10 protein-coding genes are annotated in these 16,256 nt (G+C 59.8%); 3 read left to right on the top strand and 7 right to left on the bottom strand.

Translation table 11 applies throughout. The annotated features are described in order from the left end of the window. The first annotated feature begins 63 nt into the window (after positions 1-63). Entirely contained in the window at positions 64-438 is a 375-nt protein-coding gene (locus NI000_RS28360) for a cupredoxin domain-containing protein (RefSeq protein ID WP_253414718.1), read from the top strand. A gap of 162 nt (positions 439-600) precedes the next feature. Here NI000_RS28360 and NI000_RS28355 read toward each other — a convergent pair whose 3' ends face one another. The 5 genes from NI000_RS28355 to NI000_RS28335 all read right to left on the bottom strand — a co-directional run bounded on the left by NI000_RS28355 (position 601) and on the right by NI000_RS28335 (position 8,935). Further along, positions 601-1,167 (bottom strand): CvpA family protein, encoded by a 567-nt coding sequence (locus NI000_RS28355; RefSeq protein ID WP_253414717.1) that lies wholly within the window; start codon positions 1,165-1,167, stop codon positions 601-603. A 3-nt stretch (positions 1,168-1,170) separates the two neighbouring features. After that, positions 1,171-4,476: a hypothetical protein gene (locus NI000_RS28350; protein ID WP_253414716.1), complete on the bottom strand. Its 3,306-nt coding sequence runs from the start codon at positions 4,474-4,476 to the stop codon at positions 1,171-1,173. Between the two features lie 120 nt (positions 4,477-4,596). Then, a complete protein-coding gene (gene pheT / locus NI000_RS28345) occupies positions 4,597-7,047 on the bottom strand; it encodes a phenylalanine--tRNA ligase subunit beta (RefSeq protein ID WP_253414715.1) in 2,451 nt (816 codons plus the stop codon). A gap of 23 nt (positions 7,048-7,070) precedes the next feature. Next, positions 7,071-8,105 carry a phenylalanine--tRNA ligase subunit alpha gene (gene pheS / locus NI000_RS28340; protein ID WP_253414753.1) on the bottom strand — a complete coding sequence of 345 codons (1,035 nt, stop codon included), beginning with the start codon at positions 8,103-8,105 and terminating at the stop codon, positions 7,071-7,073. A gap of 446 nt (positions 8,106-8,551) precedes the next feature. Beyond that, on the bottom strand, positions 8,552-8,935 hold the full coding sequence (locus NI000_RS28335; RefSeq protein WP_253414714.1) for a nuclear transport factor 2 family protein: 384 nt from the start codon (positions 8,933-8,935) through the stop codon (positions 8,552-8,554). Positions 8,936-9,401: 466 nt separating this feature from the next. Between NI000_RS28335 and NI000_RS28330 the strand changes: the two genes are divergently transcribed. Next, entirely contained in the window at positions 9,402-9,863 is a 462-nt protein-coding gene (locus NI000_RS28330) for a carboxymuconolactone decarboxylase family protein (protein WP_253414713.1), read from the top strand. Between the two features lie 91 nt (positions 9,864-9,954). On the opposite strand, the gene NI000_RS28325 is transcribed toward NI000_RS28330, so the two are convergent. Together NI000_RS28325 and NI000_RS28320 are read right to left on the bottom strand one after the other, a co-directional pair. Then, entirely contained in the window at positions 9,955-13,233 is a 3,279-nt protein-coding gene (locus NI000_RS28325) for an alpha-mannosidase (protein WP_253414712.1), read from the bottom strand. Positions 13,234-13,451: 218 nt separating this feature from the next. Next, entirely contained in the window at positions 13,452-14,474 is a 1,023-nt protein-coding gene (locus NI000_RS28320) for a LacI family DNA-binding transcriptional regulator (RefSeq protein WP_253414711.1), read from the bottom strand. A 325-nt stretch (positions 14,475-14,799) separates the two neighbouring features. Here NI000_RS28320 and efeB point away from each other — a divergent pair, with 325 nt between their 5' ends. Next, positions 14,800-16,110, top strand: coding sequence for an iron uptake transporter deferrochelatase/peroxidase subunit (efeB, locus tag NI000_RS28315; protein ID WP_253414710.1), 1,311 nt, complete (start codon positions 14,800-14,802; stop codon positions 16,108-16,110). Positions 16,111-16,256: the final 146 nt, after the last annotated feature.

The following is a 16,256-nucleotide window of genomic DNA, read 5'->3' as shown; positions in this document are numbered from 1 at the left end:
GCGGTTGCTGTATCATGGGGTAAGAAAAATATTCCACGATGGTTTTGAAAGGGGACTTACCGGATGAAAAAATGGATCGTCAGTGTGGCAGCAGTCGGGATGATTTTCGCCTTGTCTGCGTGCGGAGCGAAAGAAACCCCGAAAGCTTCGGAGTCGGCCAACGGCAATGCGGCGGCTCAGCAGGTAAAATTGGTGGCAACGAACTTCCAGTTCGATCAGAAAGAATATAAAGTGAAAAAAGGCGAGGACGTTACATTTTCGCTGGAAAACAAGCAAGGCATGCATGCCGTGCAAATCAGCGGCGTAAACGTCGGTTTGGACAACAACAACAAGACCAAAACGGTAAAAATCGACAAGGCCGGCACCTACGATATCGTCTGCTCGCTTCCTTGTGGCCAAGGCCATGCTACGATGAAATCCACGCTTATCGTGGAATAAGAACAGCCTAATATAGCGGCGAATAATCCCAAAGCGGCTTCGTTTGTCCTGCAGGACGGGCGGGGCCGTTTTTTATTTAAAATATAAAAAAGGCCTGCTCCGCGGCTTGGTTTATTCCAAGCGTGAAGCAAGCCCTTTTTTCAGTTATTCCATTCTGCGGTTTCAGGATTCCCCCGCTTTGACCCGGCCGCTTCGGTTGTTCCAGAGCTCTTGCAGCTTATCGGTCAAAATCGGGGTATGCTCCAGAACGTACGGTGTCAGCATGGAGTTTTTGAGCTGATTTTGCGCGCCGTCATTCGGGATGACGGTCATGACATGGACGGCGATCACCGCGATGACCGCCGCTTCCGCAAAGCCGAGCACCGCGCCGCTCCATTGATTGACCTGCTTGAGTCCCGGCGCGGCCGCCAGCCAGTTCAGCAGCCGCCCGCCGATACTGAACGCGATTTTGACCCCGAAGAACAAAATGGCAAAGGCCAACGCATTATAAACGTAATTGTCCAGCTTCAAGCCTTTGGCTAAAAATTCATACTTCTGGTACGTTTCATGCCCGGATAGCGCAAGCGTACTGCCCACCAGCGGCGCCACGTCGTCATAAAAGAAAAAAGCGATCAAATACGCGGCGACGAGACCGACGACCGATACGAGTTGGCCGATAAAGCCGCGCGCGAACCCTAGAACCGTTCCGACGGCGAGCACCGCCAGAACGGTGTAATCCAATCCGTTCATTCGCTATTCCTTCTCCACGAGCTCGATCCATTCGTTATATTCGATCTGGAGCTTCTCGTACTCGGATTTCAAGTTCTGCAATTCCTCGAATACTTGCTCCGCCTTCTCCTGATGCTGCCCGTATTCGGCCTGCAGCACTTTGTGTTGTTTTAGCTGCTCGGTTAGCTGCTCTTGAAGCTCATTGTACAGCTCGACCTGAAGCTCTAGCTCGTCCTTTTGCTCCGCCAGCTCGATCCTCAGCTGAGCTCCCTGCGCCGCTTGCTCGGTCAGCTCGGCGATTCTCGCTTCCTGCGCAGCCAACCGCTGCTCTAACGTCTCCCGCTCGCTCTGCGCCGTTTGCTGCCGATCTTCTAGCGCGGCACACTGCTCCTGCAGGGCACGGCTCAGCTCTCCGGCCGCTTCGCGTTCCTGACGCAGTTCCGCAAGCTCGCGTTCACGCTCGCCGAGAAGGCGCTGGAACTCCTCGTGACGCGCCTCCTGCGCAGCCGCCGCTTCGCGCAGACCCGCTGCTTGCTCGGCCAAACGCCGCGCCAGCTCGTCATGCTGCCCTTGCAGCTCGTCATAGAGCTCCTGATGCAGGCCAATCTCTTCCTCCTGCTCACGGAGCTTAGCCCGCAGCTCATCGGCCTGCGCCGCCTGCGTCTCGCTGCGCTGCTCCCGTTCGGCAAGCTCACGCGCCAGCTCGGCCTCCCGCTCGCTAAGCTGCTGTCCGAGCTGCGCGATGCGTGCCGCCAAGGCAGCCGCTTCTTCGTCGAACCGCTGCTTCGCTTCGGCAAGCTCGCTTTCCCGCCTCCGCTCCAGCGCTTCCAGCTGCCGCCGCTGCTCTTCTTCGCGGGCTGCCAGCCGTGCATCGCTCTCGGCTGCCCGCGCCTTCAGCTCCGTCTGGCGCAGCTCTGCTTCGGCAAGCTCTGCAGCGCGCTTCCGCTCCAGCGTCTCCAGCTTGCCCTGCAGCTCCGCTTTTTGAGCGCCGCTGCGCTCCCGCAAAGCGGCCAGCTCGCCTTCGAGCTCGTTGTACAGCTCCTGCTGCAGCGTAAGCTCATCTTCCTGCTCGCGCTGCTTTCCGCGCAGGGCTTCCAGCTCCGCCAGCAGGCCGTCGCCGCGCTGCAGCTGCTCGCGCGTCTTCTCCAGCTGCTCGCCAAGCTGCACCTCGAGGCGGCGCTTCTGCTCCATCAGCTCCGCGCTCTCGGCGGCGCGCCGCTGCTCAAGCTCCGCCGCATGCCCGGCGTAGCTCGCTTCCGCTTCACGCATCTGCTCCGCAAGCATCGCCTTTGCCGCGACTACTGCCTCGCGGCTGCGCTCCCGCTCGGCTGCGAGCTGCCGCTCCAGCTCCGCTCGCTGCGCTGCTGCCGCGGCCGCCTGCGCCTCCGCTTCGCGCGCCTGCTCCGCCAGCAGCGTCTCTGCCGCGGCTGCCTCCTCGCGGCTGCGCTCCCGCTCGGCCGCGAGCTGCCGCTCCAGCTCCGCTTGCTGCGCTGCTGCCGCGGCCGCTTTCGCCTCCGCTTCGCGCGCCTGCTCCACCAGCAGCGTCTCTGCCGCGGCTGCCTCTGCGCGGCTGCGCTCCCGCTCGGCTGCGAGCTGCCGCTCCAGCTCCGCTTGCTGCGCTGCTGCCGCGGCCGCTTTCGCCCCCGCTTCGCGCGCCTGCTCCGCAAGCAGCGTCTCCGCCGCGGCTGCCTCCTCGCGGCTGCGCTCAAGCTCGGCCGCAAGCTGCCGCTCCAGCTCCGCTTGCTGCGCTTTAGCCGCTGCCGCTTGCGCCTCCGCTTCGCGCGCCTGCTCCGCCAGCAGCGTCTCCGCCGCGGCTGCCTCCTCGCGGCTGCGCTCACGCTCGGCCGCGAGCTGCCGCTCCAGCTCCGCTTGCTGCGCTTTCGCCGCTGCCGCTTGCGCTTCCGCTTCGCGCGCCTGCTCCGCCAGCAGCGTCTCTGCCGCGGCTGCCTCTGCGCGGCTGCGCTCCCGCTCGGCCGCAAGCTGCCGCTCCAGCTCCGCTTGCTGCGCTGCTGCCGCGGCCGCTTTCGCCCCCGCTTCGCGCGCCTGCTCCGCCAGCAGCGTCTCCGCCGCGGCTGCCTCCTCGCGGCTGCGCTCCCGCTCGGCTGCGAGCTGCCGCTCCAGCTCCGCTTGCTGCGCTTTCGCCGCTGCCGCCTGCGCCTCCGCTTCGCGCGCCTGCTCCGCCAGCAGCGCCTCTGCCGCGGCTGCTTCCTCGCAGCTGCGCTCCCGCTCGGCTGCGAGCTGCCGCTCCAGCTCCGCTTGTTGCGCTTTAGCCGCTGCTGCCTGCGCTTCCGCTTCGCGCGCCTGATCCGCCAGCTTCGCCTCTGCCACGGCCGCTTGCTCCCGAAGCTCGCGTTCCTTCGCTTCGCTCAGCTCCTGCAGCTCATTATAAAGCGCCACCTGCAGCTCGATCTCCTGCTGCTGGCCGGAAAGCTGCTCCTGCAGCCCGTCGAGCTGGTCGCTCAGCTCGGCGTACTGCTGTTCCCGCTCCGCAAGCCGCTTTGCCGCCTCGCCGCGCGCCTGCTCGGTCGCCTGCAGTTGCTGCTCCAGCTCGCGCGCGCGCTTTTCCTGCGCCGTCAGCCGCTCCTGCGTCTGACGCTCCGCTTCCGCCTGCTTGCTCAGCTGCGCTTCCTGCGAAGCGATCTTCGCCTGCAGACCATCCCGCTCCTTGGCCTGCTCGGCCGCCCGGCGCTCAAGCTCCTGCTTCGCCTGCTCCAGCTCGCGGATCCGCTGTCCGCGGCGCTCCGCTTCCTGCGCTTCGGCTGCGCAGCGCCCCTCGAACTCGCGTGCCCGCTCCAGCGTCTCGGCCAGCTTGCGCTCCAGCTCGCCGCTCAGCTCCAACTGGCCGTTCAACCGTTCCCGGCTTTCGGCTAGCTCGCTATCGAGCGTCGACAAACGCTCGCGCAGCGGTTCCAGCTCGGCCCGCAGCGCTGCCGCTTCCGTCTCGGCGCGCTCCCGCGAAGCCTGCTGCTCTCCGCGCTCCGCTTCGAGCTTGGCCAGCCGTTCACGCTCCGCCTCCAGCTCCTGCTGAAGCTGCGCATGCCGCTCGCTTAAACGTTCCAGCTCTTCGCTCGCATGCTCGAGCTGCCGCTGCCGTTCCAATACCGACTCAAAATCCTGACGCATCCGGCTCCATTCGTCCGCCATATTGACGGCCGCAAGCACCGCGATTTTAGGCAAATCAAGCCGCGGGCTGCTCTCCGCGATCTTGTGCATTTGATCGTTCACCAGAGCGGCCATTTGCTTTATATAGGAAGGGCTGGATTTCGAAACCAGCTTGTACTGGGTACCATAAATATCGACGGTCATCCGAACTTTCTCTTCACCGCTCATGCGCCTTGCTCCCCTTTCCGAAACACAAAAAAAGATTCTCCGTATCCTATAGACTTCGATACGGAGAATCGCTTTTCCTGCTGTCTTTTTCAGACTTTTGCCGGACAAAACACAAGGGAATTATTTCCTGAGCTCGGCGCCAAAATCGGCCTCAAGAGCCGCTACGACACGGCCGTGCAGCTCGCTGACCTCTTCGTCCGTCAACGTCCGCTCCAGAGTGCGGTAAACCAGCGAGATGGCCACGCTCTTCTTATCTGCGCCAAGCCGCTCGCCCGTGTAAATGTCGAACACCTGGATCGATTCGAGCAAGCTGCCTGCGGTTTCCCGCGCCTTCGCGAGCAGAGCGTCAACGGGAACGCTGCGGTCCACAACGAGCGCCATATCCCGGCCGATGGCCGGGAAACGGGGCAGCGGACGGTAGGCAAAGCTCTCGCCTGCCAATTGCGCGAGCGTATCCAGCTCTACTTCGAGGACATACGTGTCCGCGAGGTCCTTTTGCTGCTGAAGCGCCGGGTGAAGCTGCCCGATCGTTCCGATGGCCCGGCTGCCGCTCGGCGTTTCGATAACGATCCGCGCCGTCCGTCCCGGATGGAAGCCTTCCGGCTGGGCGGCCTCGTACCGGATGCTGTCGATTCCAAGATAAGATACTACCCCTTCGAAAATGCCTTTCAAATCATAAAAGTCGACATCGGCCGGCTTGCCGGTCCAATGCAGCTCGCTTCGTTTGCCGGTCATGAGTATGGCAAGCTGCAGCTTTTCTTCCGGAAGACGGCTCAGCTGCGCATCTCCGGTAACGAACACACGGCCGATTTCGAACACGGCGACCTCGTCCTGATTCCGGTTCCGGTTATATACCGCCACATCGAGCAAATGCGGGATCAGGCTCGTACGCAGCACACTGCGGTCTTCGCTCATCGGCATCGCCAGAGCAATCTGCTTAGCATCCGGGAAAGCGCCCGCGTACTGGCGGATTTGCTCGGGATGCGTGAACGTGTACGTAATCGCCTCGTGCAGGCCGCTGCCCGTCAGCAGCGTCCGCGTCAAGCGGCGGATCGCCTGCTCCCGGTTAAGCGCGCCCGGCGTCGTGACCACGTTCATCAGCGTGGTCGGAATGTTGTCGTAGCCGTGCAGTCGGGCCACTTCCTCGATCAGATCGACGGCGCGGGTAATATCGCCGCGGCGGCTCGGCACATGCACCAGCAGTCCGTCCTGCTCCAGCGGCTCGACCGTGAAATTCAACCGTTCGAAGATCGCCTTTACTTCTTCAACCGACAGCTCCGTGCCGAGATACCCGTTGATGCGGCTTACGGTCAACTCGATTTGCACCGGCTTGCGCTCTCCCGCTACCGCTTCGACGATGCCGGAAGCCACTTGGCCGCCGGTCAGCTCGGCGATAAGAGCCGCCGCACGGTTCAGCGCAGGAATGACCGCTTCCGGATTCGCTTCCTTCTCGAAGCGCAGGGACGCTTCCGAACGAAGCCCGAGCTGACGCGACGTTTTGCGGACCGAGAAACCGGCAAAGTTGGCCGACTCCAGCAGGATCCGCGTCGTGCCGTCCGATACTTCGGAGTTCGCGCCGCCCATGACGCCCGCTATCGCGACCGGCTTCACACCGTCGGTAATCAGCAGCATATGCGGCTCCAAGGTCCGATCCGCATCGTCCAGCGTCACAAGCTTCTCGCCTTCACGGGCAAGCCGCACGTCGATATGGCCGTTGTTCAACTGATCCGCATCAAAAGCGTGCAGCGGCTGGCCGTATTCGAACATGACGTAGTTGGTCACATCCACGATATTGTTGATCGGACGCACACCGGCAGCCATCAGGCGGTTTTGCAGCCAAAGCGGCGACGGGCCGATTTTTACGCCTTCGATCAGACGCGCTGCGTAATGCGAGCACTGTTCTTTGGCCGAAATTTCCACGGAAATCCGGTCCGCCGCTTTGACGGCTGCCGCGCTGTCGTTCAGTCCCGCTTCTGCATCCGGCAGTTTCACCTCGCGGCCCAGAATCGCCCCGATCTCGTAGGCTGCACCCAACATGCTGAGGCAATCGGAACGGTTCGGCGTCAGGTCGAAGTCCATCACTTCGTCATTTAAGGCCAGGACGTCGAGAATGCTTGCGCCGAGCTGCGTATCCTCCGGCAGCACCAGAATGCCTTCTTGAATTTCCTTCGGCAGCAGCTTGTCGTTCAAGCCGAGCTCCTTGGCCGAGCAGATCATGCCTTGCGACTCGACGCCGCGCAGCTTCGCCCGCTTGATGACGAGACCGTCCGGCAGCTTCGCGCCGACGATGGCGACGGGCACCTTTTGTCCTGCAGCTACGTTTTTGGCCCCACAAACGATTTGCAGATCCTCGCCTTGGCCTACGTCGACGATACAGACGCTCAGCTTATCGGCGTCGGGGTGTTTCTCGCGCGATTTGACAAAGCCGACAACCACCTGCGACACGCCTTTGTTGCGGCTTTCCACGATATCGACTTCAATGCCGCTGCGGGTTAGCTTCTCCGCCAACTCGGCAGCCGAATAGCCGCTGACATCCACATACTGCGACAACCATTGGTAAGATACTTTCATGATTTAGCCCACGCTCCTCTCGCTTACAAATGCACGAACTGCTTCAAGAAGCGCAGATCGTTCGTATAGAAATGCCGGATATCTTCAATGTCATACTTCAGCATAGCCACCCGCTCGACGCCGAGGCCGAACGCAAAGCCGCTGTATACTTCCGGATCGTAGCCCGCCATCTCCAGCACGCGCGGATGCACCATGCCGGAGCCGAGAATTTCGAGCCAGCCCGTATGCTTGCACACCCGGCAGCCTTCGCCGCCGCACATCGCGCAGGAGACGTCGACCTCCGCGCTCGGCTCCGTGAACGGGAAGAAGCTCGGACGCATCCGTATTTGTGTCTGCTTCCCGAACAGCTCCTGCACGAACTGAAGCAGCGTCCCCTTCAAATCGCTCATGCGGATACCCTTGTCGATCACGAGACCTTCGATCTGCGTGAACATGTGGGAATGCGTCGCATCGTCGTCGTCGCGGCGATATACGCGTCCCGGACAGATGATTTTAACCGGAACATGGCCTTTCATTTTCTCCATCGTGCGGACCTGCACCGGAGACGTGTGCGTGCGCATCAAGATTTCGTCGGTAATGTAGAACGAATCCTGCATGTCGCGGGCCGGGTGGTTTTTCGGCAGGTTGAGCGCTTCGAAGTTGTAGTAATCCTGCTCCACTTCGGGACCTTCGGCTACCGTATAGCCCATCCCGATGAAAATGTCTTCGATCTCCTCGATCACTTTGCTGATCGGATGCACTGCGCCGCGCGCCGCCGGACGTCCCGGCAAAGTCACGTCGATCCGCTCCGCCGCAAGCCGGGCATTCGTCTCCGCCTCGTTGTACGCCGCCTGCTTCGCCTCGATAACTTCCTCAATCGCGCCGCGAACCTCGTTAGCCACCTGACCGATGACCGGACGCTCCTCCGCGCTCAAAGCTCCCATCCCGCGCAAAATTTCCGTCAGCGGGCCTTTTTTGCCCAAATACTTGATCCGAAGGTCGGCAAGCTGCTGCTGGTTTTCCACTTGGGCCAGCTCGCGCAGCGCTTCTTCCTTCAGTGTAAGCAATCGTTCTTTCATGCCTGCATTCCCTCCTTGTATGATTTCCGCCTGCGCCGTGTCCGCGAACGCAAAAAAGGCTTTTCCATCCCGGTAAGGGACGAAAAAGCCGTGGTACCACCCTTGTTCAGAAGACCGGCTAAGCCATCTGTCGTCTTCTTCCTTCATTGAACGTAACGGTTCGGGAACTTGCGTTCGGACCGGTTCCTCCTACTTGCCGACGGTCGGATGAACCGCACGGTTTCAAAGGACTGCTCGGGAGCGAACTTCGGCAGCCTGGTTCTTCGGACACGCTCTCAATCTCCGGCGTCTCCTCCCTGTCAAGAGGCACTGCTTACTTTTCTCCGTCAACGCATTTGGCAGTATTCAGTATATGAGAAGTATTATATGCAAACGGGCGGCCGAATGCAAGCGCAAACGGCGGAGTTCACAGCATGTTCATGCGAGAGGTAAGACGGCAGTGAGAGTTATGAACGGTCCTCAATGGCGGAGATTTTTCCGTCTTTGAAAGCAAACCGCGAGAAGCCCCGTAATTTGATAAACTCGCCCGCCTTCGGCCCGCCCGGAAGATCGGCAGCGAGCGTACCCTCGTAGTCAATCTCAACTTCAACCTGGTCCTCGTGAAAGCGGAAGCTCAGCACCTTTTGACAGCGGCTCTCGAACAAAGCGGCCGATTGCTCTGCCAAATTCCTGAACGCTTCGACGCCCGCCGTTTCCGTCGTCACCTCACCGTTCGATACGTTGCGAAACCGGACCTCCTCGTGCAAAAGCGATACCATACCGTCCATATCAAAGGAATTGTAATACCGGATGTACGCGCGGATCATCGTTTCTTTTTGCTCGTTGTTCATGGAATAAGCCTCCTCTTCGATTGTATAAATTTGACCACGCAAAAAAGGCTTTCCCATCCCGGTAAGGGATGAAAAAGCCGTGGTACCACCCTTGTTCCGGAAGACCGGCCGATCAGCCTGCCATCTTCCTCCTTCATTGAACGTAACGGTTCGGGAACTTGCGTTCGGACCGGTTCCTCCTACTTGCCGACGGGTCGGATGGACCGCGCGGTTTCAAAGGACTGCTCGGGAGCGAACTTCGGCAGCCTGATTCTTCGGACACGCTCTCAATCTCCGGCGTCCCCTCCCTGTGAAGAAGCACTGCTTACTTTTCTCCGTCAATGCATTTGGCGTATGGAATTAAAAGGTATTATAAGCAATCGGCGGGAAGGAGGCAAGCGGAAAATGATCCGGTCACAAAAAATAACGCCATATCGTCTTAGGAGTGTAAGCAAACAAAAAACCAAAACCGAAGGAGCGGATTTCCATGAAAGTAAGAATGAATCATTACGAAGTGAACCCGAAAGCGTATGAAACGATGCTCGGCTTGGAGAAATTTGCCGCAAGCAGCGGGCTGGACCAAACGCTCTACGAGCTGATCAAAATCCGGGCGTCACAAATAAATGGCTGCGCTTTTTGCCTGGATATGCATACGGAGGCGCTGCTGAAAGTGAGCGGCAACGAACGCCGTATTCATCTCATTAGCGTTTGGCGGGAATCGCCATTCTTCACGGAAGCGGAACGGGCAGCTCTTGAGTTGACGGAAGCCGTGACGCTGATCTCGGACGGCGGAGTGCCGCAAAGCTTGTACGAGCGGGTACGCGAGCATTTCGACGAGAAACAGTATGTCGCGCTGATCATGGCCATCGTAACGATCAACAGCTGGAACCGGCTTGCCATCTCCACCGGCATGTTCCCGGGCTGCCTCGACCCGCAGCCTACCAAGTAAAGCGGCTAGCGGACGCCGGATTTTACTCGGATAAGCTAATAAAGGATAAAACGGCAGACTCTTTTCTGCCGCTTCTATCCTTTTTCCATTTTTAGCAGCCGTTCATCTGCAACAGCAGCGTCTTGATCTCGTACGGCTTGATGGCAAAAGCGACCGCGCTCCCATCCTGCCTTTCGCCTGCCGGGCGTTCCATCAGGTCCAGCTCCTGCCAAGCCTCGATTGGCAAATCGCTTGCCAGCTTCACCTCGCCTCGGATTCCGCCGAACTCATGCAGCCGCACGACGACAGCTTCCCGGTCTTCGGCCCTTTTGATCGCGTCGATCATGACGTGTCCGGACGCGTCGCCTGGCAAGGAAAGCAGCGACAAGGCGCTCCGCTCCGGCTTGCCGTATACGGCGGTCACCGGATTGTTCAGCGACCACGCCTCCTGCACGATTCGGCCTTGGTGCCAGTCTCCTTCGTGAGGCAGCAGCGCGTACGTGAACCGGTGCTCCCCTTGATCGGCGCGCGGGTCCGGTACCATCGCCGATTTGATCAGCGATAGGCGGATGACGTTATCCTTGATGTCATAGCCGTATTTGCAATCGTTCAACAGGCTGACGCCGTAATTGCGCTCGGACAGATCGGCCCACTGATGGCCGACCGTTTCAAAACGCGCATAATCCCAGCTCGTGTTCCAATGCGTCGGGCGCTTGACGTTCCCGAATTGAATGTCGTAGGTCGCTTCGGTAGCGCGGATATCGACCGGAAAAGCGACCTTGAGCAGCTTCCGCTGCTCGTGCCAATCGACGTTCGTTGCGAAGTCAATCCGGCGGCTTGCCGCATACAAAATCATGTCCTGTACAACGGTCGAATTCCGGTACGTCCATTCGAAGCGCACGACCGCCCGGACGGGGCCGGTTTCCGTCACCTCGGCCCGCGTCAGGACGATGATAGTCTCCATTTTTTCCCGATAAAAAATATCGATGTCCCAAGCCTCATGACGTCCCTTCGGCTTATCCTCGAACACTTGCAGCACGTTGCCCGCTTGCCCCTGAGCCAGCACCTCGCGCTCTGCGGCCTTATCGAAAAGGCGCGTCAGCTGGCCTTGTTCGTTCCACTCGATGTCATAGAACGGTGTGGAGAGGCTTCGGGTTCCGATCCGAAACGGCCCGGTTCCGGCTTCCGGTTCGGCCTCGCTGCGGCCGCTTCCCGCTTCAAACTGCAGGACAGCGTAACCCATCGACGGCAAACCGTCCGCATTTACGAGCCAGTCGCCGCCCGATCGCTGGGACGCAAGCGCGTGGCCCTGTTCATCCCGCCAGCAGCCCTGCTCCATGCCGGGACGAGCCGTCAAGCGGACGGTATCGGTCCGCTCCCATGACGCCCCGTTAAACAGCGTGACATAGCGGACATCCGGTGCACCAGGCTCAGCGGAGACTTGCTCGGCGCATTCCGGGGACACCGATTCGAAAGCCGCCGCCAGCGTTCCGTTTACCGCTTCCAAAGGATGCCCGGCTGCCGATGCTCCGTCAGGGATCAATCCTTCCGCCGCCCGGATCCATGCATCGCAGCCGATGCCGAACGCTTCGGCGTATTCCTCACGACAGTCCTCGTACACTTCGCCAATCGACGAGCCCGGGATGATGTCGTGGAACTGGTTGCGCAAAATAATTTTCCAGCCTTCGTACAGACGGCTTTGCGGATAGCTTGACCAGCCTGCTCCGTGAAGCGCGGTGAGCACGCTCAGCCACTCCGTTTCGCGGTACAGCAGCTCCAGCTTCCGGTTCGCCCGCTTGTTGTAGGCTTGACTTGTGTAGGTCCCCCGGTGCAGCTCCAGGTACAGCTCCCCGTCCCAAGTGTGGACATACCGGTCGGTGGCGGCCATTCGCTCCTGCAGCTCGGCGAAATATTCGTCTACCCGTCCCGTCGTGACATGCGGCAGCCCGGGCATCGACTCCAGCCGGCGGCGCATCTCCAGCATTTCGCGGTTCACCCCGCCTCCACCGTCCCCATAGCCGTAAGACAGCAGCAGGTGTCGGTTCAGCTCCTTGTCACGGTAGCCTTCCCAGATCCCCTGCACGGAGTCGGGAGTAATGCTGCCGTTATACGTGTAATAGAAGGCTCCTTCGTTTCCACCCGGGTCCGGCGTCGTGATGAAATGGGTCAGCACCTCGCTGCCGTCGATCCCCCGCCACCGGAACGTGTCGTGCGGCATGCGGTTGTACTGGTTCCAACTGATTTTCGTCGTCATGAACATGTCGATGCCGGACTTCTTCAAAATTTGCGGCAGCGCCCAACTGTAGCCGAACACATCTGGCAGCCACAGGTAGCGGCATTCGACGCCGAACTGCTCCCGGAAAAAACGCGTGCCGTACAGCAGTTGACGCACCAGCGACTCGCCCGACGTCAGGTTACAGTCCGCTTCGAGCCACATCGCACCGCCCGCTTCCCAGCGCCCTTCGGCGATCCGCTCGCGGATTTGCTCGTACAGAGCGGGGTAGTCGGTTTGCAGGTACTCGTAAAGCTGCGGCTGCGTTTGCAAAAAGACGTAATCCGGGTACAGCTCCATCAGGCGGAGCACGGTGGAGAACGACCGCGCCACTTTCTCGCGCGTATGCTTCAGCCGCCACAGCCAGGCGACGTCGATGTGCGTATGCCCGATGCAGCGGACCGTAACCGGATGATGCTTGGAGATATCGTCCAGCTGCTGCCGCAGAAGATCGCGCGCGGCTTCGAGCGAAGCATAGAAAGGCTCCGAACCGGGAGACGACCAGTCGATGAGCAGGAAAGCCCGGTCGAGCGCCGACAGCAGCTCGTGGCGTTCCGGCTGGTGCTCGCCGAGCCGTTCTACGGTTTGAAGCGCTGCACGGGCGGTGTAAAACAAATCGTCGGCCGCTTCGTCCAGCCAGCACAGCTTCGCAAGACGGAGCCGATGCTCGATCGGAGCGGCAGGCCCGTAGCCGTTCAGCCCGGACCACAGCCGGAAGCGGAAGCCCACCGTGGTGCCAGCGGCGTCCGGCGGGAGGAATACTTCGCCGTGATTCGTATCTACCCCCTGATAAGGCTCCCCGTTCAAAAACAGCAGCGACTCGAAGCCGCTGTTGCCGCCCCCGCCCGTACGGCCGAAATCGAAACGGCCGAGTATTTTTTTGCCCGCCCAAGTGGCCGGAATATCCGCCTCAAAGGCCAGCCACATGTACAGATCGCGCCCCGTCCAACGGTCGCCAATCTGCACAGGCTCCCATTCGCCTTCCTCCGGCGGATAGGCCGCGATCCTTCCCTCCGTGTCGAACTGCCGCAGCATGGCGGTAACGTCCCGCTCATCGCGGTAGCGGAACGGGTCCAGCTCCCGAATACGTGCAGCAAGCTTTTCTTCCGTCCATAACATGACCGATCATCCTTTCACATAGCAAAATGAATGGTTGAAGCATGATATAACACGTGTTATGTCGTATCAAAAAAATATTGTGTTACAAATTGCATAAACGTGAAATTAAGCTGGTGTAATAAGTTAACCCACTCTTCAGATCCGTTCGGCCAGTTTCTAACCAATGCTTGCTCTTGACGCCGCGAGAAGCGGCCGATTCTGTCCGGCCGGCGCGGGAGCTATAAGCTTTCCCGCGCCATCAGCTTGGCCGGCAGCCAGATGCGGGCTGTATCAGTCTGTTCTCTCCGCTCCTCGATGTATTCGATCAGCCGATTTCCCGCAGCTTCGCCCATTTCCGCATAAGGAACCTCCACGGCACTTAACGAGGGCACCAGCCCCGCATTCAACCGTTCCGTATTGTCCGCAGCCATCACGAAGAAATCTTGACCGATACGCATCCCCGACTCAAAAGCGGCGCGGTACAAAGACACCGTCGCACGTGACCAGTTCGTCAAACAGCCGGGCGCTTCAGGCCCGCTACGCAGCAGCTCCCGCCACCAGCCGCTGTCCTCCGGCCATTCGGCCTCCAGCTTTACCCGAATGCACGGTTTCATGCCCCGCTCCCGCATCCAACCGGCATAAGCCTCCGTCCGCTGGCGGTCCCCCCAATTCGGCCGATGTTCGGGACCATGGTAGAGTTCGACGTAAGTCAACGGCTTGCCGAGCTTGCTCCATGCATAATCGAGCGCGGTCCGGATGCTTTGGGCATAGTCCATCTGAACGGAAGCTACCTCGGCGGTTTCCGGATACCCCTCCACCGACACATAAGGAATGCGGTGCCGTTCGACTTGCCGCCGCCACTCGTCGTCATGGAAGCTCGTCGAGTCCTTGGTGATAATGCCGTCGATCCGGCGCTGCAGGAACAGCTCCACCAGACCTTGCCGATCCGAGGAAAGCTGGGTGCCACCGTACAGCAGGACGTGGTACCCTTGCTCGGCGCAAGCCTTTTGCAGTCCTTCCAGCATTTGCGCGAACAGCGGATTGCGCAGATCTCCACAAGCCGCGATGCAGCGGCTGCGTCCGGTGCGCATCCCTTGGGCCTGCGCATCGACGACGTAATTCAATTCCTCGATCGCCTGCAGCACAGCGCGCCGCTTCTCCTCGCTGACGCCAATCCCAGGCGTGCCGTTAAGCACCGCAGAGACGACGCTGCGGGAGACGCCTGCTTTTGCCGCCACGTCAAAGCTTGTTACACGTTTCAAGATCAAATCCCTCCTACGCTAAAAATAACACGTGTTATGATTGGCAGTCAATGACATTTTTACGCTTACCGCCTTGATTCCCTTTTTCAACTCGCAGATCTCTGGTGCCGAGATACGGCTGTCTCAAATTCGTAACATGAGACGGTTGAAAACGGCCAGATTCTGAATTACTGTAAAAAAAGAAACCTTTCGGTCTCTTTTATCTTTCCTAACACCGCGAGAGCCATGAAACCGTTTAGCGCAGAAAGAGCGGCGGCTCGATACCATTTGTACCGAAGCACCCCCGGACTTGCCGGGATTGAATATATAAAAGGGGGCTTTTCCAATGAACAATACGCCAGAGGAAGAAAAAATTGCAGCCGGGGAGAACCGCCCGGAGCCGGAGAATGAATCAATCAGCCGCCGCGAGATGCTGAAACTGTCTGCCATTGCCGGAACCGGCGTTGTACTGGGCATGAGCGGGATGGCAACCCTAATGTCTCTTAAGCGCGCCGATCCGGGTCCAGGCTCCAACATGCCAACGACGAAGCCTCAAGCGGGGACGAGCGATGCCGTCCCTTTTTACGGTCCGCAGCAGGCCGGAATCGTCACTCCTCAGCAGCAGTACGTATGCTTCGCCGCATTCGATATTTTGCATCAGGATGCCGGGCAGCTATTGAAGTTATTGCAAGAATGGTCCGCGGCCAGCGCTATCATGACCGCAGGGAAGCCTCTGAGAGAGAGCGGAGACGTCACCTCGCCGCCGGTGGATACCGGAGAAACGAAGGGGCTTTCCCCCTCGAATCTGACCCTCACATTCGGGTTCGGACCCACGTTGTTCCAGAGCAACGGCAAAGACCGCTTCGGCCTTGCCTCCGAGCAGCCGGCCGAGCTATCCGATATTCCGCCCATGCCCGGCGACCGGCTCAACCCGCAATGGTGCGGCGGAGATATCGGGGTGCAGGCCTGCGCAGACGATCCGGGCGTCGCTTTCCATGCGATCCGCAACTTGGCCAAAGCCTCCAAGGGCACCGCGGCGATCCGGTGGGTTCAACACGGCTACATCGGAGCCCCTGACGGGCAGACGCCGAGAAATCTTTTTGGATTCAAGGATGGCACGGCCAATCGTGAGCTCGATTCGGATGCGGCGAAATCGCAGCATGTCTGGGTAGCGTCGTCCGACGCGCCCGCATGGATGGCGAACGGCACATATTTGGTCGCGCGCAAAATCCGCATGTTTCTGGAGCCGTGGGACCGGGCTACGCTGGCCGAGCAGGAGATCACCTTCGGCCGGCTGAAGGAGAGCGGCGCTCCTTTTGGCAAAAAGAACGAATTCGACCCTGCTCCGCTGAGCCAATTTCCGGCGAGCTCACATGTATGGCTGGCCCGCAGCGCGGGAACGAAAATGCTTCGCCGGGCTTATTCCTACGTCGACGGGATCGACGCAAGGACAGGCGAGTGGGAGGCCGGCCTCTTTTTTATCAGCTTTCAGCGGAGCGTGAAGCAGCAGTTCATTCCCATGCTATCCCTTCTTGCGAAGCTGGATGCGCTCAATAAATTCACTTCGCATGTATCCAGCGCCGTATTCGCTTGTCCTCCGGGTGCGGGAGAAGGCGGATTTGTCGGCGAGACGCTGTTTCGCTCCGGAAATCGTTAGTTCCGGTTCGAACTCCTTGTCGCAGGAGGACCACGACAGGGGCCGTTTTTACCGGATCGTATTGCGGGTATATAATATACATAACTATATGTATGGGCCGCAGGAAACCTTAAGCTAGTCCAATTTCCTATGAGAAAAGAGGTGAG

Source organism: Paenibacillus tyrphae, from assembly GCF_024158745.1.
GTDB lineage: Bacteria > Bacillota > Bacilli > Paenibacillales > NBRC-103111 > Paenibacillus_G > Paenibacillus_G tyrfis_A.
The sequence above is the reverse complement of the archived record's forward strand: the minus strand, read 5'-3'. Positions and strand labels throughout refer to the sequence as shown.

Excerpts from the sequence above, each read along its gene's own strand:
- NI000_RS28335 (WP_253414714.1), bottom strand. The coding sequence starts at position 8,935 with ATGAACAACGAGCAAAAAGAAACGATGATCCGCGCGTACATCCGGTAT.
- pheS (WP_253414753.1), bottom strand. The coding sequence starts at position 8,105 with ATGAAAGAACGATTGCTTACACTGAAGGAAGAAGCGCTGCGCGAGCTG.
- pheT (WP_253414715.1), bottom strand. The coding sequence starts at position 7,047 with ATGAAAGTATCTTACCAATGGTTGTCGCAGTATGTGGATGTCAGCGGC.
- NI000_RS28355 (WP_253414717.1), bottom strand. The coding sequence starts at position 1,167 with ATGAACGGATTGGATTACACCGTTCTGGCGGTGCTCGCCGTCGGAACG.
- NI000_RS28360 (WP_253414718.1), top strand. The coding sequence starts at position 64 with ATGAAAAAATGGATCGTCAGTGTGGCAGCAGTCGGGATGATTTTCGCC.
- efeB (WP_253414710.1), top strand. The coding sequence starts at position 14,800 with ATGAACAATACGCCAGAGGAAGAAAAAATTGCAGCCGGGGAGAACCGC.
- NI000_RS28350 (WP_253414716.1), bottom strand. The coding sequence starts at position 4,476 with ATGAGCGGTGAAGAGAAAGTTCGGATGACCGTCGATATTTATGGTACC.
- NI000_RS28325 (WP_253414712.1), bottom strand. The coding sequence starts at position 13,233 with ATGTTATGGACGGAAGAAAAGCTTGCTGCACGTATTCGGGAGCTGGAC.
- NI000_RS28330 (WP_253414713.1), top strand. The coding sequence starts at position 9,402 with ATGAAAGTAAGAATGAATCATTACGAAGTGAACCCGAAAGCGTATGAA.